Source organism: Sinimarinibacterium flocculans (genome assembly GCF_003201205.1).
Classification (GTDB): Bacteria; Pseudomonadota; Gammaproteobacteria; order Nevskiales; family Nevskiaceae; genus Solimonas; species Solimonas flocculans.
In genome coordinates this window covers 52,902-73,298 of the sequence record NZ_QICN01000001.1, presented here as the reverse complement: position 1 = coordinate 73,298, position 20,397 = coordinate 52,902, and the positions used below count along the sequence as shown (strand labels likewise).

The following is a 20,397-nucleotide window of genomic DNA, read 5'->3' as shown; positions in this document are numbered from 1 at the left end:
GGTCAGGGCCCGTCGAAGCGGTACCCGAGCATCTCGACGTCGCGGGCGAAATGCCGGCCCACGAGTTCCGCGAGCCCGTCGCTGTAGTAGCTGCGGTAGTCCTTCGAGCGATCGGTGGCCTGGCGCTTGTGCGGCAGGGCCGGCGTCGGCACGCCGATCGTGCGGCAGATGTAATCGAAGTCCTCAAGCAGGCGCTCGTAGCGACCGAGGTAGTTCGTCAGCAGCCTGCCGTGCAGATCGACGAGATAGTCCGTCTGCGGCGTGATCGCGGTGTCGAGGTGATACTGGTACGGCCTCTGCGGATCGAGCTTCCAGCGGGTGAAGGCATCGAAGCTTTCGCGTCCCTCGAGCAGATGCGGGCGCTCGCGCTTGAGGTGGTGCCAGCTCGACACCTGCAAGTCCCAGGGGTTGCGCACGAAGGCGAACTTGAAAAGACCGTCGAACATCTCCCTCGGCAGCATCTCCTGGGCGCAGACGATCTTGGCGTGGCGCGGCAGCTTGGCGGCGATGCGATGGCCGGTCAGGTGCGACAGGCGCGAGCATAGCCACTGCGCCGGGTAGTACGGGTCCCGCCACTGCAAACGCCGCAGCGCGGCGCGCACGCTGGTGCCGCCGGTCTTGGCAATGTGGACGTACAGGAAGTTGTAGCGGTTCGACAGGATCATCGGCGTGGAACCGTCCTATTGTGCCGGGGCCGCATGACAGTCCGTCGAGCCCTCAGTCGCCGAGTATCGTCTGCCACAGCTGCCGCACGCAGGCGCGCGGCTCGGCGAAAGCCCCGGCCGGTGCGAGTCCGTCTGCCTGCTGCAGCGAACGCTCATGCGCCCAGGCGCGGTAGCGCCGGTAGCTGTCGATCAGCGCGTCGCGATCGGCCACGGCGATGCTGCCGGCGCGGGCCAGCGCATCGAGCTGACGCCAGTTGTCGCTGAACGAGACGATCGCCTCGTTGCGATGGGCATCGCGCAGCACGAGGTACTGCGTGATGAACTCGATGTCGATCAGGCCGCCCTCGCCCTGCTTGATGTCCCAGCAGGCGTCATTGCTCTTGTCGAGCTCGCCGCGCATGCGCCGCCGCATGCCGACGATGTCCTCGCGCAGCCGGTCGCCGTCGCGCGCCCGCATCAGCACCTCGCGGCGGATCTGCCCGAAATGCCGGCCGATGCGCTCGTCGCCCGCGACCCAGCGTGCGCGGGTCAGGGCCTGGTGCTCCCAGGTCCACGCATCCTCCTGCTGATAGGCACCGAAGCTGTCGACGCTGCTCACCAGCAGGCCGGACCGCCCGTTCGGGCGCAACTCCATGTCGACCTCGTAGGCGCGTCCGGCCGGCGTCTGCGTTGCCAGCCAGTTGATCAGGCGTTGCGCGAGACGCGCCATCCACGTGCCGTTGTCGATGGATCGCGTCCCACCGACGCTGTCGGCGTCGAGCTGGTCGCAGTCGTGCAGGAACACCAGATCGAGATCGGAGCCGTAGCCGAGTTCGATCCCGCCGAACTTGCCGTAGGCGATGACGGCGAACCCGGTACACGCGCCGTCGGTGCGCCGCGGCTCGCCGTACTGCGCCTGCATCTCGGTCCACGCGAACCGCAGCGCCTGCGCGACGATCACCTCCGCGAGCCAGGTCAGCCGGTCACTGACCTGGACCAGCGGCAGCGCCTCGACCAGGTCGGCGGCGGCCACGCGCAAGGTCATCTCGCGCTGGTAGTGGCGCAACAGGTTCATCGCCTGCTCGGTGTCGGCCGGCGGCTGCAGGGGGGCAGCGCGTCGTTGCAGTTCGTCGACGAGTTCGTCGCGGTCCGGCGGTGCGTAGAGCGTGCGCGCATCGAGCAGGCTGTCGAGCACGATCGGCGATCGCGCGATGAAGTCGGTCAGCCACGGGCTGGCGCGACACAGGCGCAACAGGGCCGTGCGCGCGGCGTCCGATTCGCGCAGCAGCGTGAGGTAGTTGCTGCGCCCGGCAATCGCCTCGATCACGCGCAGCGTGCGGACCAGCGCCGTTTCCGGATCGGCCTGCGCCGCCGACTCGTCGACCAGGCGCGCGAGCAGTTGCAGCAGGCGACGCGCGGTCGCCTCGCGCATCGCCCGCACCAGGCGCACCGTACGCAGGGCCTCGATACCGGCCAGCACCGCTTGCGGACGCGCGCGAAAGCCCGCTGAGTAGAGGGCCTCGAGCGCGGCGTCGCCGGTCAGCGTGCCGCTCCACAGGGCAGCCACGAGCTTGTGACTCGCACTGCCCTCGTCGTCCTCGTCGGCGGCGAAAACCAGCATGAACTGTTCGCGCACATAGGCACGGACCTCGTTGAGCCGCGACTGCAGCGTGGCCCAGTCGCGGGAGCCCATCGCGCAGAGTAGGGCCTCGCGCGCGGCCTCGTGCTCCGGCAGCGCGTGCGTCTGCTGGTCCGCATACATCTGGATGGCGTTCTCGACGCGACGCAGGAAGACGTAGGCCTCGTCGAGCCGGGACGCGGTCCCGGCATCGAGGTAGCCCTGCTCGCCGAGGTAGCGCAGGACCGGCCGCAGGCGGTGATCACGCAGCGGTTCCTCGGCGCCGCCACGCACCAGCTGGAACGACTGCACGATGAACTCGATCTCGCGAATGCCGCCGGCGCCGAGCTTGATGTTGTCGTCGAGCCCCTTGCGCGCCACTTCGTCCTCGATCAGGCGCTTGAGTCCGCGCAGTGCACCGATCGCGTTGTAGTCGAGATAGCGGCGGTAGACGAACGGCCGCAGCAAGGTCAGCAGCCGCTCGCCGGCCGCGAGATCGCCGGCCACCGGCCGCGCCTTGATCATTGCGTAGCGCTCCCATTCGCGGCCGTGGACCTGGTAGTAGTCCTCCAGCGCCGGAAACGAGGCGGACAGTGCGCCGGCCGAGCCGAACGGCCGCAGCATCGTGTCGACGCGGAACACGAAGCCGTCGGCGGTCTGCGCCAGCAGCAGCCTGGTCGTCTCCTGTGCCAGCTTCGCGAAGTACTCGTCGCTGCTGAGCGCGCGCGCACCGTCGGTCTCGCCGCTGTCGGTGTGGCAGAAGATCAGGTCGATGTCCGACGAGAAATTCAGCTCGCGGCCGCCGAGCTTGCCCATGCCGAGCACCACCGGCCGGATCGGCACACCGTCGGCCGTGCGCGGTACGCCGTGACGCGCCTGCAGCCGGCGCTCGACGAAGCCGAGCGCCGCGGCGACGCAGGCGTCCGCAAGGTCCGACAGGTCGTGCAGCGTCTCGTCCAGCGGCGCGGCGCCGCTGAGGTCGCGCAGCGCGATGCGCGCCATCTGCCGTCGTCGCAGCCGCCGCAGCGCGGCCATGGCCGAGTCCGGCGTGTCCACACCTTCGAGAACCGCGTCGACACGCCGCCGCGTCTCGCCGTCGGCGTAGGCGCGCGTGAAGTCCCCCAGCGCATCGTCGGCCGCGGTCAGGGCCTGCAGCGCAGCGTCGAGGAAGCGGCTCGCGGCGATCGCGCGCGGCACCGCTGCGGCGATGTCCGGCGCGTCGGCGAGACGCGCACGCACGGCGTCGACCCACTCAGCCATCGCCACGCAGCGCGATCCAGGTCTGCCGGCTCTGTCCGAGACAGTGTCCCTGCATGCCGAACAACGCGGTCCCGGCGTGGTGCTTGCGCCCGTCGATGCGTTCGCGCCAACCGAGCACGATGCAGGTGTCGCCGGCGGCCACCGGCGCCGTGAATCGCGCCGCCATGCGGCCGAGCAGCATCCGTGGCCGCTCCGGAAGCCCCTCCACGGCGGCCCAGTAGCCGGCGCAGTCGATCGCGGCCCACAGCACCGGCGTCGTCACGCGGCAGTCGGCGCCGGCCAGCGATGCGTCGACGTGCCAGCGAGCAGCGACGACACCGTCGGCCACGGGACCGCTGAAGATGCACAGGCCGTCGTCGGCCGCGCGCGCGGGGCCGCAGGCGAAGCATTCCGGGTAGTCGTGTGCGCGGTGGCCGGCGTAACGGTGTTCCGCCGCCGCGATCGTCTCGACATCCGGCACCGCCGGCGGTGCCGGCCACGGCCCGTCGGTGCGCTTCGCTTCTGCGATCGTTTGTCCGTCATGCACCAGGCGGGCCACCCCATCGTCGCCAATGGTCCGGTGCAGGGGCGTATCGAGCGGCGGCGGCGCGCGCAACGTGACCTCGGCGACGCCGCCGAGCGCCTCCGCCAGCAGCCCGCAGCTGTAGCCGCCGTTGCCGGACTGCGTCGGGCCGCGGAAGCGCGCCGGAATGACGACGGTCACAGCGCCGGCCTGCGCTGCGCCCACGGCCGCGCGCGTTCGAGCTGGCCGGCGAGCTGGAACAGCAGGTCCTCGCGACCGGAGGCGGCGATGAACTGCACACCGAGCGGCAAGCCGTCATCGGTGGACCACAGCGGCACCGACATCGCCGGGGTGCCCGTGAGATTCGCCAGCTGCGTGAACGGCACCTTGGCCAGACTGTCGCGCGCGAGCTGCTCGACGACACCGCTGCCGTGCAGCAGCCGGCCGGCGCCGGCGGCCAGCAACAGGCTCTGGGCGATGCGCTGCCAGGGCGGCAAGGCCAGCGCGCCGATCGCCACCGGCGGACAGGCCAGCGTCGGCGTCAGATACAGCGCGTAGCGCTGGTGGAAGCGTCCGAGCGCGCGCGCGTAGTCGTTCCAGCGCCGGTTTGCGAGCACGTAGTCGCGCGCCGGCAGTGTGCGCCCCAGCAGCCCCAGGACCCGGGTATCGGGCTCGAAGTCGGCTTCGCGTGCGCCGGCCACGGCGTCCCAGTGCGCGATGTCGGCCGAGACCTGCCCCATGTACATCGTCAGGTAATCCTGCGCGAGCTGCAGACCGTCGATGCCGGGCTCGGCCTGCTCGACGTGGTGGCCGAGCGACTGCAGTAAGGCTGCCGTGTCGGTCACCGCACGCACACAGGCCGGATCGACCTCGGTGTCGATCGGCGATCGCGTCGTGAAGGCGATACGCAGCCGATCCGGTTCGCGCGTCACCTCGTCCAGATAGGGGCGCTCAGGAGACCGGATCTCGAACGGCGCACCGACGTCCGCGCCCTGGATCGCATCGAGCATCGCGGCGCTGTCGCGCACGCTGCGCGAGACGACCAGATCCGAGGATGCCCCCTCCCAGGCCTCGCCGATGCGTGGCCCCAGCGGCACGCGGCCGCGCGACGGCCGCAAGCCGAACAGGCCGCAACAGGCCGCGGGAATGCGGATCGACCCGCCGCCGTCGTTGGCGCCTGCCAGCGGCACGATGCCCGCCGCCACTGCCGCCGCGGCGCCGCCGCTGGACCCGCCGGGGGTGCGCGTCGTATCCCAGGGGTTGCGCGTCGCCCCCCAGCGCTGCGACTCGGTGATGCCCTTGAGCGCCAGCTCCGGCGTGCTGGTCTTGCCGAAGACCACGACGCCGCTGGCCAGGAAGCGCGCCGTGACCTCGGCATGCGCGTCGGGCACGTAGTCGATGGCGCGGCTGCCCGCGGTGGTGAGCACGCCGGCATGATCCTGGATGATGTCCTTGATCAGGAACGGCACACCTGCGAAGGGCCCGTCCAGTGCCTGCCGCGCGCGCGTCCGCGCCTGCTCGTGCATCGGGATGACGATCGCGTTGATCTGCGGATTCACCGCCTCGGCGCGCGCCATCGCGGCCTCGATCAGCTCGGCGGCCGTCACCTCGCCTCGCGCCACCAGCGCGGCAAGGCCCAGGCCATCGTGGTCACGGTAATCGGCGTCGGAGATCATGCGGACGATGCGGCGCGGGACAGGGCGCCATAGAGTATCCGCAAGGAGCCCGGGCGGTAGAACCGCGCAGGCGCGGCAAAGCCATTTCGAGACAGGTTTCGCGTTGATTCGAGGCCAATGGCCGGGACTATCGGCCGAGAGGCAGCGCGGAAGATGGCCGAAATGGCGAAGGCGCAGCCACGCGCGTTTCTACCGACCGGGCTCCAAGGTCGCCCCGGCGGGCGGCGGAGCCTCAGTGCGCGTGCATCAGCGGCAGGGCTGACGCATCATCGCGTCGCTGCCAGCGCTTCCAGACCTTCTCGTGGAAGTGGTAGGCCACGGTGTTGACGCAGGGCTCGACCAGGGCGACGAGTCCGCCGGTCATCCAGTCGCCGGTCATCGCCCAGACGACGACGAAGGCCACGGAGATGTGCATGGCGCCGAAGCTGAAAGTCTTGATCATGGCCGTGCTCGATGAAGATCTGATGTAAATGGTAGCCATTCTCATTTAAAAGAGAAGTCAATCTTTCTGATGCTTTCAATTGCCATGCGCTATCGATTTGTCCTCTTCGCATTCACCACGATGCTGTCGGCCTGCTTCGGCGGCTATGACCCGAGCCAGCCGGTGACCTTCGCCCCCGGCACGGCGGTGCCGGTGGAACTGGCGGTCCACCACCTCGACCAGGTCATCGACCAGCGCATCACCCTGTCCGGCCTGCCGCGCGCGCGCGAGGGCCGCTGTGCCGGCGTGCAGCCGCTGACCCGCAAGGACTGGATGCTCACGGGAGAGAACGGCGCCTGTCTGTGGGTCAGCGGGCAGACCGAGCACGCGCGCCTGCTCGACCTGCGCCCGGGCACGAGCGACGAGCGCGTCGAGGTCACCGGCCGCCTGCTGCGGACCGACCAGGGCGTGTTCGTCCTGCGACTCGATCGCTGAACCGCAGCACCGACCGGCCGTCGAGCCGCACTTCGTCGGCCCGTCGCCCCCGGTCGTCCCCTGCGGCCGGCGATCCCCCGGGGATGCGCAGGACACCGTGCTAATGTGCCGGCGGCAGATGCGCACCGGGAGCGCACGGCAGGACCATGACCGCTGATCGCAACAGCCCCGCCGGCCCTTCGGCGACGCCACTGCCGGGCGAGGAGCAGCGCCTGCGACTGGTGATCGAGGCGGCGCCGAACGCGATGGTCATGGTCGACCGCCGCGGCCTGATCACGCTGGTCAACACGCAGACCGAGAAGCTGTTCGCGTACAACCGGGCGCAGATGCTCGGCCAGCCGGTCGAGATGCTGATCCCGCAGCGTTTCCGCACCCATCACCACGCTTTCCGCGACAGCTTCTTCACGCACCCGGACGCGCGCGCGATGGGCGCCGGCCGCGATCTGTACGGCCTGCGCGGCGACGGCCGCGAGGTGCCGATCGAGATCGGGCTCAATCCGCTGCAGATGCCCGACGGCCCGTATGTGCTGGCTTCGGTCATCGACATCACCGAGCGCAAACGGGCCGAGGAGCGCCTGCGCCTGATCATCGAGGCCGCCCCGAACGCGATGCTGATGACCAACGCGCAGGGCCGGATCGTGCTCGTCAACTCGCAGACCGAGAGGCTGTTCGGCTACAGCCGCGACGAGCTGCTCCGGCTGTCCGTCGAGGCACTGATCCCGGAACGTTTCCGCGCGCACCACCAGACCTTCCGCAACGATTTCTTCGCGCAGCCGGATGCGCGCGCGATGGGCGCCGGTCGCGAGCTCTACGGCCTGCGCAAGGACGCCAGCGAGATTCCGATCGAGATCGGACTCAACCCCCTGCAGACCGAGGACGGCACCTTCGTGCTGGCATCGGTGATCGACATCAGCGAACGCCTGCTGGCGCAGCGCGCCACGCGCGTGGCCGAAGCCGACCGGCTGCGCCAGTCGATACTCGACAGCCTGCCGTTCGCCGTCATTGCGACCGATGTCGACGGCTGCATCCTCACCGTCAACCCTGCCGCCCTGCAGCTGCTCGACTATCGGCGCGAGGAACTCGTCGGCCGTTCCGCGCTGCTGATCCACGAGCCGCAGGAACTGCGCCGCCGCGCCGAGGAGTTCTCGGAGCAGACCGGACTCGAGATTCCCGCCAACTTCCAGGTCATCGTCGCATCGGGCAGCCGCAACACTGCGGACGAGCGCGAGTGGACCTACGTGCGCAAGGACGGCCGACACGTGCCGGTCAACATCGCGATCACGGCGATGCGTGACGACGACGGCAGGGTCCACGGCTTTCTCAAGGTCGCCTACGACATCACCGAGCGCAAGCGCACCGAGGCGGTCATCCGCCACATGGCGCATCACGACGCCCTGACCGGCCTGCCGAACCGTGCGCTACTGCTCGACCGCATCGAGATCGCCATCGAGCAGGCCCGCCCGCGCGGCGGTCGCCTTGCGCTGCTGATGCTGGACCTGGATCACTTCAAGCGCATCAACGACTCTCTCGGACACCTGGTCGGCGACCGGCTGCTGCTGGGCGTGTCGCAGCGCCTGCGACGCTGCGTGCGCAGAAGCGATACCGTTGCCCGCCTGGGCGGCGACGAGTTCGTCATCCTGCTGGCGGACGCCGAGTCGCGCGAAGCGCTGAAGCCGCTGACGGACCAGATCGCCGCCGCCATCGCCGCACCGATCCAGGTCGACGAGCACGAGCTGCTGGTCAGTTCGAGCATCGGTGGCTGCGTCTACCCGGACGACGGCGACGATCCGACCACGCTGCTCAAGCGGGCCGACACGGCCATGTATCACGCCAAGGCCAACGGGCGCAGCAATTTCCAGTGGTTCAGCGCGGCGATGGAACAAGAAAGCCGGGACCGGCTGGCGCTGGCCACCGCGCTGCGCCGGGCCATCGAGAGCGATGAGTTGTCCGTCGGCTACCAGCCGCAGATCGCGCTGCGCAGCGGACAGGTCTGCGGCCTCGAGGCGCTCGCACGCTGGAACAGCCTGCCGTGGGGCGAGGTGTCGCCCGACCGCTTCGTTCCCATCGCCGAGGAGGGCGGCCTGATCCTGCTGCTCGGCGAGCGCGTGCTGCGGACGGCATGCCGCGAGTGCGTGCAGCTGCAACGCTCGCTGGGACGCCGGCTGTCGCTGGCGGTGAACGTCTCGCCGCGGCAGTTCCAGCAGCCCGAATGGCCGCAGGTCGTGCGCAGCGCGCTACTCGAAAGCGGGCTTTCGCCGGCGGATCTCGAACTGGAGATCACCGAAGGCATGCTGATGCAGAGTCCGGACCGCAGCGTCGCCCAGCTGCGTGCCCTGCGCGACCTGGGCGTGGCCATCGTCATCGATGACTTCGGCACCGGCTACTCCAGCCTGTCCTACCTCACTCGCTTCCCGATCGACAAGCTCAAGATCGACCGCTCGTTCGTCCGCGACCTCGACGCCGATGCCGCGGATGCCGCGGTGGTCAATGCCATCATCGCCATGGCCCACAGCCTCGACATCGGTGTCGTCGCCGAGGGGGTCGAGACCCTGCAGCAGCAGCAGTACCTGCAGCAGCGCGACTGCGATCAGGTGCAGGGCTTTCTGTACAGCATCGCGGTACCGCTGGAGATGCTCGAAACCCGGATCGCCGACATCGAGCATCGCCACGGCACACCCGCCCCGCAAAGCGCGGCCTGAAACGCAAGAACCCCGCGTCGAGCGGGGTTCTGCGTGTACCGCGACGATGAACGGATCAGTCGTCGCCGGCCGCGAAGCCGAGCAGGTGCAGCAGGCTGGTGAACAGGTTGTAGATCGACACGTACAGCGTGACCGTCGCCAGCACGTAGTTGGTCTCGCCGCCGTTCACGATCTCGCCGGTCTGGTACAGGATCAGGCCGCACATCAGCAGCGCGAACATCGCGGAGATCCCCAGCGCCAGCGGCTGCAGGTAGACGCCGAAGAACGAGGCGACGAGCAGGCCGATGCTGACGACGAAGGCGATCAGAATGCCGGTGAACAGGAACCCGCGCATGAAGCTGAAATCGCGACGGGTCTTCACCGCATAGGCCGACAGGCCGACGAAGATCGTACCGGTCAGGCCGAAGGCCATCATCACGATCTGCGAACCGTTGGCGAAGCCGCGCAGATACATGTTCAGCACAGGACCCAGACCGAAACCGAGCAATCCGGTGACCGCGAACACGACCCAGATGCCTGCCTCGGAATCCGCCGTGCGCGGCACGACGAACCAGAGCAGGCCGAGCGCGACCAGCGAACAGATCAGGCTGACGCCGTACGGCGCGCCGACCGCCATCGACACGCCCGCCATCGCCGCGCTGAACAGCAGCGTCATCGACAGCAGCATGTAGGTGTTGCGCAGGACCTTGTTGGTCTGCAGTGCGGACGGCGCAGCGCCGGACACCGCGCGCGGAAGCGGCCGCTGGCCGCCGTGTACCGGTGCGGGACGTGCCATCCGATGTGTGTTCTCGTTCCAGCTCATGACGACGGACTCCTAGGGGACGAACAAGTTGCTTCGGGAACGGCCCGATTCTACGTGCTTTCGACCGGGCCGCGCGTCAGGAGTTCGCAGCCCGGCCGCGTTGCCACCAGCGCACCGCGGCGTCGGCCGACGCAAAGTACCAGCGCGCGCCCGCCTGGCGCGTGTAGCCCCCCTCGCGCAGCAGGCCCAGCACGCTGCGCTGGGCGCCGCACAGGGCCACGAACACACCCGCTTCATGGAGTTCGTCGAGCAATTCTTCAAGGGCCACGAGCCCGGTCGCATCGATCGTCGGCACCGCGGAAAGATCCAGCACCAGCGCGCGGACGCCGTGGTCGTGGCGGCGCAGGGCCGCCATCGCGCGTTCGGCCGCACCGAAGAACAAGGGCCCGGCGATGCGGTAGTAGCGCACCTCCTCCGGCAGATCCCGCGGCGCATGCGGATCGCCGTCGCCGACCAGCGTCACCATCGCCACCCGCGACATGCGGTGCATGAAGAACAGCGACGCCAGCACGACGCCGAAGCCCACCGCGATGACCATGTCGAAAAACACCGTCAGCCCGAAGCACACCAGCAGCAGCAGCACGTCGCCGCGCGGCGCCACGCGCAGGATGCGCAGGACGTTGTGCCGCTCGCTCATGTTCCAGGCCACCATCAGCAGCAGTGCCGCCAGACCGCTCATCGGCAGCCACGACAGCACCGGCGCGAGCAGCAGCATCGCGGCGAGCACGAACAGCGCATGGAACACGCTGGCCAGCGGCGAGCGCGCGCCGGCACGCACGTTCGCGGCGGTGCGCGCGAGCGCCCCGGTTGCCGGAATGCCGCCGAACAGCGGCGCCGCGATGTTGCCAAGCCCCTGCGCGACCAGTTCCGCATCCGGATCGTGCTTGCGCCCGGTCATGCCATCGGCGACGACCGCGCACAGCAGCGACTCGATGGCGCCGAGCATCGCGATCGCGAAGGCCGGACCGAGCAGCGAGCGCAGCAGATCGAAGTCCAGGTGCATCGGCGTGCCGTCCGCCCCCGGGAGCTGCCAGGGCCAGTGCACGGCGGGCAGCATGGCGGGGATGCCGGCGTGGACCACGCCGTCGACGCTGTAGGCAAAGCGGTCCGCGATCGTGACGATGCCGCAGTCCGGCCAGAGACTGCGCGCGCCATAGGCGGCAGCGGCGGCCACGACAGCACCGGCGAGATAGGCCGGGACCCGCGTTCCCAGCCGCGGCCACAAGGCCAGCAGCAACAACACGCCGCTGCCGAGCGCGGCTTCCGCGGGATTGATCTCCGGCAGTACCCGCAACAGCGCGAGCATGCGTTCGACGAAATGGCTGCTGCCGGCGGCAGGCAGGCCGAGAAAGTCGCTGAGCTGCAGGCTGGCGATGACCACGGCGATGCCGGCCGTGAAGCCGGTGGTCACCGGGTACGGGATGAACTGGATCAGCTGGCCGGCCCGGCCCCACCCCATGGCGACGAGCATGACCCCCGCCATGAAGGTCGCCAGCAGCAGCCCGCCGACGCCGTGCTGCGCCGCGATCGGCTGCAGGATGACGACGAAGGCCGCCGTCGGGCCGGAGACGTTGAATCGCGACCCGCCGGCCAGGGCGATCAGCAGCCCCGCGACGATGGCGGTGTAGAGCCCGTGCTGCGGAGGCACCCCCGATGCAATGGCCAACGCCAGCGCGAGCGGCACCGCGATGATGCCGACGGATACGCCGGCCAGCAGGTCCGCCCGGAGCTCGCGTCCCCCGTATCCCTCACGCAAGGTCTCCCGCAGGGCGATCGCCAGCGGCGGCAAGCGTCGGTGAATCTGGAGGACCCGCTGCAAGTGTGGTGCCGGATGTCGAGCTTTTGGATTACAGTGAATTCTAACGAACGCGGCGCGTGGAGGGACGCGCATGCCGGCATGCATGGACCTGCTGGACACGCTTGGCCCCGCCGGGCGCCTCGGCAACGGAGGCCCGTATCCGGGCGCGCACGGTCGTGTCCGGCGCGATCAGCCGACCTGTCATGGCGTGCGCACGCCGCGGGGCCGAAACGCATGAGCCTGAAGAGCCACTTCGCCCGGTTCCTGGCACACCGCCCCACCCGCCTGCACTTCTGCGCCCACAGTCATCATCCCTGGCCGGACGTGAGCTTCGACGCCCAGCAGCGTGCCTGGCTCGATGCCGCCGAGCTGATGGACGACAAGTGGACGCGGATCTTCGGAGAGATCGTCCCGGCGGCTCAGCACCATCTCGCGCGCCTGCTGAACCTGCCGGATCATGCGAGCCTGTGCTTCGGTGCAAACACGCACGAGTTCCTGACGCGCCTGCTGTCGGACATCGACGCCCGCCCCCTGCGGGTGCTGACCACCGACAGCGAGTTCCTGAGCTTCGAACGGCAGATGCGGCGCCTCGAGGAGGCCGGACTCGCGGAAGTCGAACGCGTGCCGGTGCAGCCGTTCGACAGCTTCTCCGAGCGCTTTGGCGCCGCGGCACGCGCCGGTGGGCAGCATCTGGTGTGGTTCAGCCATGTCTTCTATAACACCGGCTACTGGATCGAGGATCTGCTGCCGCTGGTCGATGCCGTGTCCAGCACACGCAGTCTGGTCGTCGTCGACGGCTACCACGCGTTCATGGCCGTGCCGGTCGATCTCGGGCGCATCGCCGCACGCGCGTTCTATCTCGGTGGCGGCTACAAGTACGCGATGAGCGGCGAAGGCGCGGCCTGGATGCATTGCCCTCCGGGCTACGCGTCGCGGCCGCTGAACACCGGCTGGTTCGCGGGCTTCGCGTCACTGACGGACGACGGACGCGGCACCGTGCCCTATGCCGAGGACGGCAGCCGCTTCTGGGGCGCGACCTTCGACCCGACGGCGCTGTACCGGCTCAACGCGGTGATGGACTGGGCGCGGCGTCATCAGCTCAGCGCCTCGGTCATCCGTGCCCACGTGCTCGAACTGCAGCGCGACTTCCTCGCGGCGCTCGACCGCCTCTATCACCCGGTTCTCGCCCGTGCACGCCTGCAGCCGCCGGAGCCGCATCCGCGCGGCAGTTTCCTGACCTTCAGCCACCCGCAGGCCCACGTCGTGCAACGCCGCCTCCACGAGGCCGAGGTGATCACCGACGTGCGCGGCGATCACCTGCGCATCGGTTTCGGCCTGTATCACGACCGCAGCGACGTCGACGAACTGCTCCGCCGCATCGCGCGGCTGCCGTCGCTGCCGGCTTGAGCGGGGCCTTCCTGCCGGGTGCCTAGAGTGGCACCAGCGAACGCTCGCGCGTGTAGTGGACGTAGCCGAGGCTGGCGCCGGCGCGCAGGCCGACGCCGGTCCGGATCGGCGCCAGCACGATGTCGCCGCTGCGCTGGTAGTTGACCGAGAATCCGGCGATCACGTAGAGACTGCCGTCGACGGCGGGAAAGCGCTGGAACAGCTGATAGGTCTCTTCGAGGTTGTAGACCAGCGTGAAGACCTTCGCGGCATTGCCGCCGAAGTCCCAGCCGATGCTCGGGCCCTGCCAGTACACCGGCATGCTGCCGCCACCCTTGTACTGCAGGCGCCCTTCGCCGTAGCGCAGACCGACGACGATCGCCGCGCCGCCCTCGCTGCCGTAAATGTAGGCCGTGGGGCGCCCGTAGTCGGAAATCGTGCGTTCGACGGCCTTGGCCAGCGCCTCGCTGGTTTCACCGAAGAAGCGCGAGGCCTCGCGCATGATCTCCTCGGAGGAGTAGGTCTGGTTCTGCGCGCCTGCGGTCGGCGCCGGCTCGGCACGCTGCTGCGCGCTGCCCCCGACGGCATCGCCATCGGCGGCGCCTGCCGCGGGAGCCGTGGCGACCATGAGCGGAGACCCCACGATGCACAGAACGCCGATCAGCCTACGGATGTTCATCAGTCACTTGCTCCCGCTCGGGGCCGCCGGCTGCGGCCAAGCCTGCACGATGCGGCCGCGCGCCTGAATCGGCGCTGACAGCCTGTCCGTCTCAGTCCTGCTCCCGGGCCGCCTGTTCGGCCTCGACCTTCAGCCGCATGCGCACGAACTCGGAATGCGGCAGGAACAGCAGTTCGGCGAGCTGCCGGACCCGCGCCTCTTCCTGCGGGTCGACGCGGCCATCGGCGAAGGCCACGCGCCACAGCCATTCGAGCAGCTGGCGCTTGCCGTCGGCGTCCAGCTCGCGGTTGAGCGTGTCGAGAAATCCGTGCAGCGATACCGCCTCGCGCGAATGCGAGAACGCGCTGTCGACCAGTTCCGCCGCCTCGTCGGGGTTCAGCCCGAGGGCGTCGACCAGCGCGCGACGCATCACGTCGCGCTCCTCGCCCTGGTCGGCGAAATCGGCGCGGGCGGTCTCGACCAGCAGGACCGCCATCGCCAGATGCCGGTGAACCGGCTCCTCACCCGCCGAAGCGCCGTTTGCACCGCGCAACATCCGCGCGAGTTTGTCCAGCATCGTTACGCTCAGAACGACAGGCCCAGGCGCAGGTTGTAGGCGCTGTTGTCGCCCGTGCGCTCGTACTCCGGCGTGATCTCCAGCAGCAGGAAGCTCACCCGCAGACCGACGAAGAAACGCTGCTCGTCGACTTCGGCCTTGCTCAGTCCGGCGATCGTCGCGACATCGCCGCTCGGATCCGCCTCGGCCCAGACGTAGCCGGCGCCGACGTAGGGCGTCAGGAACGTGAAGCCCTTGGACAGCGACACGTCGATGCTGTAGGCCTCGTAGTCGAAGTCGTCGATGCCGCTGGTGCGCGTCAACGCACCACGCAGTGCCAGCGCGGGCGAGGCGATGCCGCCGTCGAGGATCGCGTAACGCAGCTCTGCGCCATAGGCCTTGACGCCGGTGTCGGGCACGGCCGTGTAGAACGCTCCCAGGTCGATGCCGAAGGGCAGCCCCTTGGACGCCGCGACGCCGGCCATGCCGACGAAATCGACGTCGGTGCCGGTCAGCGTCCGCCAGTCGTCGTCGTTGCGCACCGGGGTGTAGTTGACGAACGCGCCGATGCCGAACCCGGTGATCCCGCCGGGCTCCGCCGGCCCGAGGGCCTTGTAGTTCAGGGCGGCGGCGACGTCCTCGACGGCGCCCTCGAAGGCGGCCTGGCAGTTGCCGGCGCAGACAATGTCGAACTCGGTGTCGGCCAGCGCCGGCGGCGCTGCGGACAAGCCCAGGATGAAGATGGCGCAGAAACGGCGCATGGGAAGCTCCAGGTTCGGCCGGTGACGGGGCCGGCAGGATAACAAACGAGGATGTCAGTCCAGATGCTTCTCGAGGAACGGCTGGACGATCGCTCCGAGTTCGCCCAGCCGCCCGTGAAAGAAATGGCCGGTGCCGTCGAGGCTCACCAGCTCCGGTGGTGGCGAATAGGCATCGAGCACTGCGCGGGTCTGGTTGTAGTCGACCACCTCGTCGTCGGTACCGTGGATGACCAGCCACGGACACGGTGGACGCGGCGGCACCGCGGCGTCGCCGACATACTTGCCGAAAGGCGGCGCGATGCTGACCTGTACCGCCGGCTTCAGCTGCGCGGCCGCGCGCACGCTGACCCAGGCGCCGAACGAGAAGCCCATGAGCACGACCGGCGCGCCGGCACCGAGGCGTTCGCGCATCCAGGCGGCCAGGAACGCGACATCCTCGGTTTCGCCGCGCCCCTCGTCGTGCCCGCCTTCGCTGCGCCCGACACCGCGGAAATTGAAGCGCAGCGCGTGCAGGCCGGCCTTCTGTGCGGTCGCCGCGAGCGAATAGGCGACCTTGTTCGACATCGCGCCGCCGAACAGCGGGTGCGGATGACAGACGATCGCGAAGCCGGCGTCGCCACGCGGCTCGCGCGGCGCCGACCACAGGGCCTCGATCAGACCGGCGGAACCAGGAATCATCTGCTCGACCGTCGTGCCGGGTGCGGGGGACTCGCTCACGGGGGAAAATCTCGTTGTTGGCGGCCCCGCATTGTGCCGCAGACGCCGCCCGCCGCCGTGCTTGCCTCTGTCACGCGGTCCCGTATAGGCTTCGGCTTCGAAAACGCTGGACTATCTGAGGGACTCGGAAGATGCGAAACCTGATCACGGCACTGGGGACGGGTGCCACACTGCTGGGCGCCGGCCTGATGGCCGACGCCGCCACGCCGGACGAGCGGCGTCCCGAGGCGCACGCCTACGTCAACTTCAAGTTCGGCGGTGCCGAGCAGAAGGCGGAGTCCTTCTTCTACGGCCTGCGCATCGATCACGATTCGCGCTTTCTCGACCGCCCCGCCGCGCCGATGATGGCGGTGGAGTTCAGCAACGCCGGCTTCTCCTCGGCGCAGGTGCATGGCATGCCCTTCATCGACAGCTACCGCCTGAACCAGACCGGCAGCGTCTGGACCGCGGCGAACTGGGGCGTGCTCGCTGCCGGCGTCGTCGGCGTCGGCGCCGTGGCTGTCGTCGTCGCTGACAGCGACGACGAGTCACCCGACCCGGATGGCGGTGGCGGAACCGGCGGCACGGGTGGCGGTACGGGCGGCACTGGCGGCGGTACCGGTGGCACCGGTGGTGGCACCGGCGGCACGGGCGGCGGCACGGGCGGCACCGGTGGTGGCACCGGCGGCACGGGCGGCGGACTGCTCGGCCTGGTCGGCGGCCTGACCGATGTCGGTTTCCGTACCGAATACGAGTATGCGGAGGATGCACGCGCCGCGCTTGAGCAGCAGCGCATGCTCGACGGCGGCACTGGCCAGATGGGCGATCTGATCGTCCAGGAGTGATTCCTCCTACCGAGGCCGACAAGGGGAGCCACAGGCTCCCCTTGTCATTTGCGCAAGTGTCGTTTTCTGCCTGCCGATGGACCTGACGCAACGCTTCCCCCGCCTTGCCGAGCAGCTTGCCGACATCTTCGGCATCGATTTGCGCACGCTGGCGCTGTTCCGCTTCGCGCTCGGCAGCGTGCTGTTCTGCAACCTGCTGCTGTGTTTCGGCGATCTCGGCGCGTTCTGGACCGACGCCGGCGTCATGCCACGGTCATGGCTGATCGAATCCGACGCCGGCCCGCGGCTGTCCCTGCACCTGGCCGGGGGGCAGGCCTGGTTCATCGCGGCGTTGCTGACGGTGCAGAGCGTGCTCGCGCTGATGCTCGCCCTCGGCTGGCACACCCGACTGGCGTCGGTCGCTTCGTTCGTGCTCTGGGCCTCGCTGCTGAACCGCAACCCGGCGGTGCTGATCGGCGGCGACCTGCTGATCTGCTGCCTGCTGTTCTGGTCCATGTTCCTGCCGACGGGCGCGCGCTTCTCGGTCGATGCCGCCGTCGCCGAGAACCCGCCACCGCCTCGACATGCCCATCTGTCGTGGGCGAGCGCGGGCCTGCTGTTGCAGGTGATGTCGGTGTACTTCTTCAGCGCACTGCTCAAGAGCGGCCGCGAGTGGGTGCCCGACTACACCGCCGTCTACTACGCGCTGTCGCTCGACCGTCACGTGCTGCCGCTGGGCCGGCTGCTCAACGAGTGGCTGCCGCTGACCAAGGCACTGAGCTTCTACGTCTGGTGGCTGGAACTGCTCGGTCCGCTGCTGATCTTCTCGCCGTTTTTCCTGCGCCCGCTGCGTTTCGTGCTGATGCTGTGCTTCATGCTGATGCACGTGGGCTTCCTGCTGTGTCTCGAACTCGGCCACTTCCCCTACGTGAGCCTGAGTTCGCTGACGGTCTTCGCCGGCGGCTGGATCTGGGATGCCCTCGATCGCCGCCACCGACATAGGCACCCGGCCGCGCCGCGGATCTACTACGACATCGACTGCGGTTTCTGCCTCAAGTCCTGCCGGTTGATGCAGCAGTTCCTGATCCTGCCGCGCAGTCCCATCGCGCCGGCGCAGGAGACGCCGCGTGCGCGGACGCTGATGGAAGCCAACTACTCCTGGGTCGTCATCGACGGCGAGGAACGCGCCTACCTCAAGTGGCAGGCGTTCACCGTTCTCGTGCGCCATTCGCCGCTGTTCGGATGGCTCTGGCCGCTGCTGCGCGCCCCGCAGCTCGAACGGCCGGGCAACGCCGTCTACGACTTCGTCGCCCGCCACCGCGGCGCCTTCGGCCGCACCACCGCCAGCATCCTGCCGACGCGGCGAATCCGCTGGGAGCTGCCGCGCTTCTGGCACGGCGTCGCCGCGGTCATGGTCGTGCTCACGCTGATCTGGAACGGCCACACCGTCGGCATGCCGCCGCATGCGAGCTACGCGGCGCTGACCCCGGTGTTCCGCTCCCTGCGCATCGACCAGCTGTGGAACATGTTCGCGCCGTTTCCGCTCAAGGAGGACGGCTGGCTGGTGATCCCGGGGCGCCTGGCGGACGGCACCGAGATCGACGTCCTCGATCCCGGACAGGGCGCGCCCCGCTTCGAGAAGCCGGCGCTGTACTCGCAGACGCACGGCGGTATCCGCTGGCTCACCTACCGCGGCCGGCTGTGGGAGGCCCAGTACGCCAACCAGCGGCTGTACTACGGCAAGTATCTGTGCCGGAGCTGGAATGCCGACAAGCTCGACGGCGACGCCCGCGACCGTCGCCTGATGAGCTTTCGCATGATCTACATGCTCGAGACGACGCCACCGCCGGGCCAGACGCCGAGCGTCGAACAGCGCGTGCTGTGGCGCCACGAGTGCTTCGCGACGCCGAAGACGGCCACCGCCCCGCTGCCATGAGCGGGCCGGACGTTCCCGCGCTCGTGGACATCGGCGCGAACCTCGCCCATGACAGCTTCGCGGCCGACCTCGATGCCGTGCTCGAACGCGCCGCTTCCGCCGGCGTCTCCGAGATCGTCGTCACCGGCAGCGCCCAGGACAGCAATGCCGATGCGCTGGCCCTCGCGCGCCGGTACCCCGGCCGGCTCTACGCGACCGCGGGGCTGCACCCGCACCACGCCGGCGACTGGAACGCCGCGATCGCGGCACAGCTGCGCGAGCACGCGACACTGCCGGAAGTCGTGGCCCTCGGAGAGTGCGGGCTCGACTACTTCCGCAACTACTCGCCCCGCGACGCCCAGCGCCGTGCCTTTGCCGCGCAGCTCGACATCGCCGCGCAGACCGGGCGGCCGCTGTTCCTGCATCAGCGCGACGCGCACGGCGACTTCGTGGCGATGCTGCGCGAATACCGGGCGCAGCTCGGTGCGGTGGTCGTGCACTGCTTCACCGACACGCAGACAGCGCTCGAGGACTATCTGGCGCTCGACTGCCACATCGGCATCACCGGCTGGATCTGCGACGAACGCCGCGGTGCACACCTGCTCGACGCCGTACGCATCATCCCCGACGACCGCCTGATGCTCGAAACCGATGCGCCTTACCTGCTGCCGCGTACGGCGCCCAAGGCTCCCAGCCGGCGCAACGAACCCGCCTATCTGCCGTGGGTCACCCGCGCCGTGGCGCAGGCGCGCGGCACGGACGAACACCGCATCGCGGCACTGACGAGCCGCACCGCTCGCCGGTTCTTCGGCATCGGGCCGGGCTCAGTACACCAGAATCCATAGCCCCTCGTCGCGCACCTCCAGCGTCGGTGCCGGCGCGGACGGATCGCCGAGTCCGAGGACGACGCGCAGGAACTTCGGATTGCGGCCGACGTGCAGCGCTGCAAGATTCGAGCGCGTGAACGTCCGGCTCAGGCGTAGACCGTCGGCCAGCGACCAGCGTCCGGGCAGGTCGATGACGTAACCGCCGTCGGCGTCGCTGAATCGTAGCGAGGGCTCGAGAGCGTCGCCGCTGCGTACGACGACTTCCATCGCCTCGCCGGTCCAGCGCACGTCGACACCGTCCAGCCGCATCGGACGCTCGCCGGCGGCCGGCGTCGGCGCAGCCGTCGGGGCCGGAACGGATGTGGGTGCGGGCGTAGGGACGAGCGTCGGCGCTGCGACGGCAACCGGCGCAATCGTGGGCAACGCGGTGACGGCCGGCAGGTCCGGCGTCGGCAGCACGGCGGGCGCCGACGCTTCCGCCGCAGCAACGATCACCGCCTCGTCCGCCACGTCGTTCTGGCCCGCGGGCGTTGACGAATGCACGGAGATGGCCTTCCCCGACCCTTCCGGCCACAGCACGGCGCTCACGGCGCCGCGCAGCGCCTGGGTCCCGTGGCGCACGAAGCTCGCATTCCACGGAAACAGGACGAGGATCAGAACGGCCCAGAACAGTGCGGACGTCACGAAGGGCCCGCGAGGGTCATCGGCGTGCAGCAGTCCCCAGGACTGATGGCCGCACTTCGTGCAGTGCTGCGGCCGGATCGGCACCACCCAGGCGAGCGCCCGCTGCCCGATCGACCGCTGCGAACGGCGAACGGCGTGTGCCTTGCATTGCTTGCACTGTCGCCAGATCGCCATG

Annotated in this window: 18 protein-coding genes; 6 read left to right on the top strand and 12 right to left on the bottom strand. The window is 69.4% G+C overall.

What is annotated here, in order from left to right; translation table 11 throughout:
• Positions 1 to 2: 2 nt before the first annotated feature.
• From C8D93_RS00290 to C8D93_RS00270, 5 genes are all read right to left on the bottom strand, one after another.
• On the bottom strand, positions 3 to 665 hold the full coding sequence (locus C8D93_RS00290; RefSeq protein ID WP_110263179.1) for a sulfotransferase family 2 domain-containing protein: 663 nt from the start codon (positions 663 to 665) through the stop codon (positions 3 to 5).
• Between the two features lie 52 nt (positions 666 to 717).
• The gene (gene glnE, locus C8D93_RS00285) at positions 718 to 3,522 is read right to left on the bottom strand and encodes a bifunctional [glutamate--ammonia ligase]-adenylyl-L-tyrosine phosphorylase/[glutamate--ammonia-ligase] adenylyltransferase (RefSeq protein WP_110263178.1); all 2,805 of its coding nucleotides are present in this window, start codon (positions 3,520 to 3,522) and stop codon (positions 718 to 720) included.
• Positions 3,515 to 4,249 carry a hotdog fold domain-containing protein gene (locus tag C8D93_RS00280; RefSeq protein WP_110263177.1) on the bottom strand — a complete coding sequence of 245 codons (735 nt, stop codon included), beginning with the start codon at positions 4,247 to 4,249 and terminating at the stop codon, positions 3,515 to 3,517. The genes glnE and C8D93_RS00280 overlap by 8 nt, the downstream gene beginning before the upstream one ends.
• Positions 4,222 to 5,700 carry an amidase gene (locus C8D93_RS00275; protein WP_211307128.1) on the bottom strand — a complete coding sequence of 493 codons (1,479 nt, stop codon included), beginning with the start codon at positions 5,698 to 5,700 and terminating at the stop codon, positions 4,222 to 4,224. The genes C8D93_RS00280 and C8D93_RS00275 overlap by 28 nt, the downstream gene beginning before the upstream one ends.
• Positions 5,701 to 5,932: 232 nt before the next feature.
• A complete protein-coding gene (locus tag C8D93_RS00270; RefSeq protein ID WP_110263176.1) occupies positions 5,933 to 6,142 on the bottom strand; it encodes a DUF2061 domain-containing protein in 210 nt (69 codons plus the stop codon).
• 69 nt (positions 6,143 to 6,211) lie between these two features.
• Between C8D93_RS00270 and C8D93_RS00265 the strand changes: the two genes are divergently transcribed.
• Both C8D93_RS00265 and C8D93_RS00260 read left to right on the top strand, forming a co-directional pair.
• Complete coding sequence (locus tag C8D93_RS00265) at positions 6,212 to 6,616, top strand: hypothetical protein (protein ID WP_146216470.1); 405 nt, start codon at positions 6,212 to 6,214, stop codon at positions 6,614 to 6,616.
• A gap of 146 nt (positions 6,617 to 6,762) precedes the next feature.
• The gene (locus C8D93_RS00260) at positions 6,763 to 9,315 is read left to right on the top strand and encodes a sensor domain-containing protein (protein ID WP_110263174.1); all 2,553 of its coding nucleotides are present in this window, start codon (positions 6,763 to 6,765) and stop codon (positions 9,313 to 9,315) included.
• 55 nt (positions 9,316 to 9,370) lie between these two features.
• Here the strand turns inward: C8D93_RS00260 and C8D93_RS00255 are convergent, their stop codons facing one another.
• A complete protein-coding gene (locus tag C8D93_RS00255; protein ID WP_170123826.1) occupies positions 9,371 to 10,117 on the bottom strand; it encodes a Bax inhibitor-1/YccA family protein in 747 nt (248 codons plus the stop codon).
• 76 nt (positions 10,118 to 10,193) lie between these two features.
• Positions 10,194 to 11,918, bottom strand: a complete 1,725-nt coding sequence (gene dauA / locus C8D93_RS00250; protein WP_380733248.1) for a C4-dicarboxylic acid transporter DauA — start codon at positions 11,916 to 11,918, stop codon at positions 10,194 to 10,196.
• A 231-nt stretch (positions 11,919 to 12,149) separates the two neighbouring features.
• Between dauA and C8D93_RS00245 the strand changes: the two genes are divergently transcribed.
• The gene (locus C8D93_RS00245; RefSeq protein WP_110263173.1) at positions 12,150 to 13,322 is read left to right on the top strand and encodes an aminotransferase class V-fold PLP-dependent enzyme; all 1,173 of its coding nucleotides are present in this window, start codon (positions 12,150 to 12,152) and stop codon (positions 13,320 to 13,322) included.
• 22 nt (positions 13,323 to 13,344) lie between these two features.
• Here C8D93_RS00245 and C8D93_RS00240 read toward each other — a convergent pair whose 3' ends face one another.
• The 4 genes from C8D93_RS00240 to C8D93_RS00225 all read right to left on the bottom strand — a co-directional run bounded on the left by C8D93_RS00240 (position 13,345) and on the right by C8D93_RS00225 (position 15,993).
• Positions 13,345 to 13,980, bottom strand: coding sequence for a DUF1134 domain-containing protein (locus tag C8D93_RS00240; RefSeq protein WP_110263172.1), 636 nt, complete (start codon positions 13,978 to 13,980; stop codon positions 13,345 to 13,347).
• A 91-nt stretch (positions 13,981 to 14,071) separates the two neighbouring features.
• Positions 14,072 to 14,536, bottom strand: a complete 465-nt coding sequence (locus C8D93_RS00235) for a tellurite resistance TerB family protein (protein WP_110263171.1) — start codon at positions 14,534 to 14,536, stop codon at positions 14,072 to 14,074.
• Between the two features lie 8 nt (positions 14,537 to 14,544).
• Positions 14,545 to 15,276 (bottom strand): hypothetical protein, encoded by a 732-nt coding sequence (locus C8D93_RS00230; RefSeq protein WP_110263170.1) that lies wholly within the window; start codon positions 15,274 to 15,276, stop codon positions 14,545 to 14,547.
• Between the two features lie 54 nt (positions 15,277 to 15,330).
• On the bottom strand, positions 15,331 to 15,993 hold the full coding sequence (locus tag C8D93_RS00225; protein WP_245903766.1) for an alpha/beta hydrolase: 663 nt from the start codon (positions 15,991 to 15,993) through the stop codon (positions 15,331 to 15,333).
• 131 nt (positions 15,994 to 16,124) lie between these two features.
• Here C8D93_RS00225 and C8D93_RS00220 point away from each other — a divergent pair, with 131 nt between their 5' ends.
• The 3 genes from C8D93_RS00220 to C8D93_RS00210 all read left to right on the top strand — a co-directional run bounded on the left by C8D93_RS00220 (position 16,125) and on the right by C8D93_RS00210 (position 19,556).
• Positions 16,125 to 16,817, top strand: a complete 693-nt coding sequence (locus C8D93_RS00220; RefSeq protein WP_110263169.1) for a hypothetical protein — start codon at positions 16,125 to 16,127, stop codon at positions 16,815 to 16,817.
• 76 nt (positions 16,818 to 16,893) lie between these two features.
• Complete coding sequence (locus C8D93_RS00215) at positions 16,894 to 18,732, top strand: DCC1-like thiol-disulfide oxidoreductase family protein (protein WP_110263168.1); 1,839 nt, start codon at positions 16,894 to 16,896, stop codon at positions 18,730 to 18,732.
• Positions 18,729 to 19,556 carry a TatD family hydrolase gene (locus C8D93_RS00210; RefSeq protein ID WP_110263167.1) on the top strand — a complete coding sequence of 276 codons (828 nt, stop codon included), beginning with the start codon at positions 18,729 to 18,731 and terminating at the stop codon, positions 19,554 to 19,556. Before C8D93_RS00215 ends, C8D93_RS00210 begins: the two co-directional genes overlap by 4 nt.
• On the opposite strand, the gene C8D93_RS20540 is transcribed toward C8D93_RS00210, so the two are convergent.
• On the bottom strand, positions 19,536 to 20,396 hold the full coding sequence (locus C8D93_RS20540; protein WP_170123825.1) for a hypothetical protein: 861 nt from the start codon (positions 20,394 to 20,396) through the stop codon (positions 19,536 to 19,538). The two genes, C8D93_RS00210 and C8D93_RS20540, sit on opposite strands and share 21 nt — an antisense overlap.
• Position 20,397 lies beyond the last annotated feature (1 nt).

What these genes read in the sequence shown, in the direction of transcription:
- C8D93_RS00290 (WP_110263179.1), bottom strand. Translation starts at nt 665, where the DNA reads ATGATCCTGTCGAACCGCTACAACTTCCTGTACGTCCACATTGCCAAG.
- glnE (WP_110263178.1), bottom strand. Translation starts at nt 3,522, where the DNA reads ATGGCTGAGTGGGTCGACGCCGTGCGTGCGCGTCTCGCCGACGCGCCG.
- C8D93_RS00275 (WP_211307128.1), bottom strand. Translation starts at nt 5,700, where the DNA reads ATGATCTCCGACGCCGATTACCGTGACCACGATGGCCTGGGCCTTGCC.
- C8D93_RS00270 (WP_110263176.1), bottom strand. Translation starts at nt 6,142, where the DNA reads ATGATCAAGACTTTCAGCTTCGGCGCCATGCACATCTCCGTGGCCTTC.
- C8D93_RS00265 (WP_146216470.1), top strand. Translation starts at nt 6,212, where the DNA reads ATGCTTTCAATTGCCATGCGCTATCGATTTGTCCTCTTCGCATTCACC.
- C8D93_RS00260 (WP_110263174.1), top strand. Translation starts at nt 6,763, where the DNA reads ATGACCGCTGATCGCAACAGCCCCGCCGGCCCTTCGGCGACGCCACTG.
- C8D93_RS00255 (WP_170123826.1), bottom strand. Translation starts at nt 10,117, where the DNA reads ATGAGCTGGAACGAGAACACACATCGGATGGCACGTCCCGCACCGGTA.
- C8D93_RS00245 (WP_110263173.1), top strand. Translation starts at nt 12,150, where the DNA reads ATGAGCCTGAAGAGCCACTTCGCCCGGTTCCTGGCACACCGCCCCACC.
- C8D93_RS00240 (WP_110263172.1), bottom strand. Translation starts at nt 13,980, where the DNA reads ATGAACATCCGTAGGCTGATCGGCGTTCTGTGCATCGTGGGGTCTCCG.
- C8D93_RS00235 (WP_110263171.1), bottom strand. Translation starts at nt 14,536, where the DNA reads ATGCTGGACAAACTCGCGCGGATGTTGCGCGGTGCAAACGGCGCTTCG.
- C8D93_RS00230 (WP_110263170.1), bottom strand. Translation starts at nt 15,276, where the DNA reads ATGCGCCGTTTCTGCGCCATCTTCATCCTGGGCTTGTCCGCAGCGCCG.
- C8D93_RS00220 (WP_110263169.1), top strand. Translation starts at nt 16,125, where the DNA reads ATGCGAAACCTGATCACGGCACTGGGGACGGGTGCCACACTGCTGGGC.
- C8D93_RS00215 (WP_110263168.1), top strand. Translation starts at nt 16,894, where the DNA reads ATGGACCTGACGCAACGCTTCCCCCGCCTTGCCGAGCAGCTTGCCGAC.
- C8D93_RS00210 (WP_110263167.1), top strand. Translation starts at nt 18,729, where the DNA reads ATGAGCGGGCCGGACGTTCCCGCGCTCGTGGACATCGGCGCGAACCTC.
- C8D93_RS20540 (WP_170123825.1), bottom strand. Translation starts at nt 20,396, where the DNA reads ATGGCGATCTGGCGACAGTGCAAGCAATGCAAGGCACACGCCGTTCGC.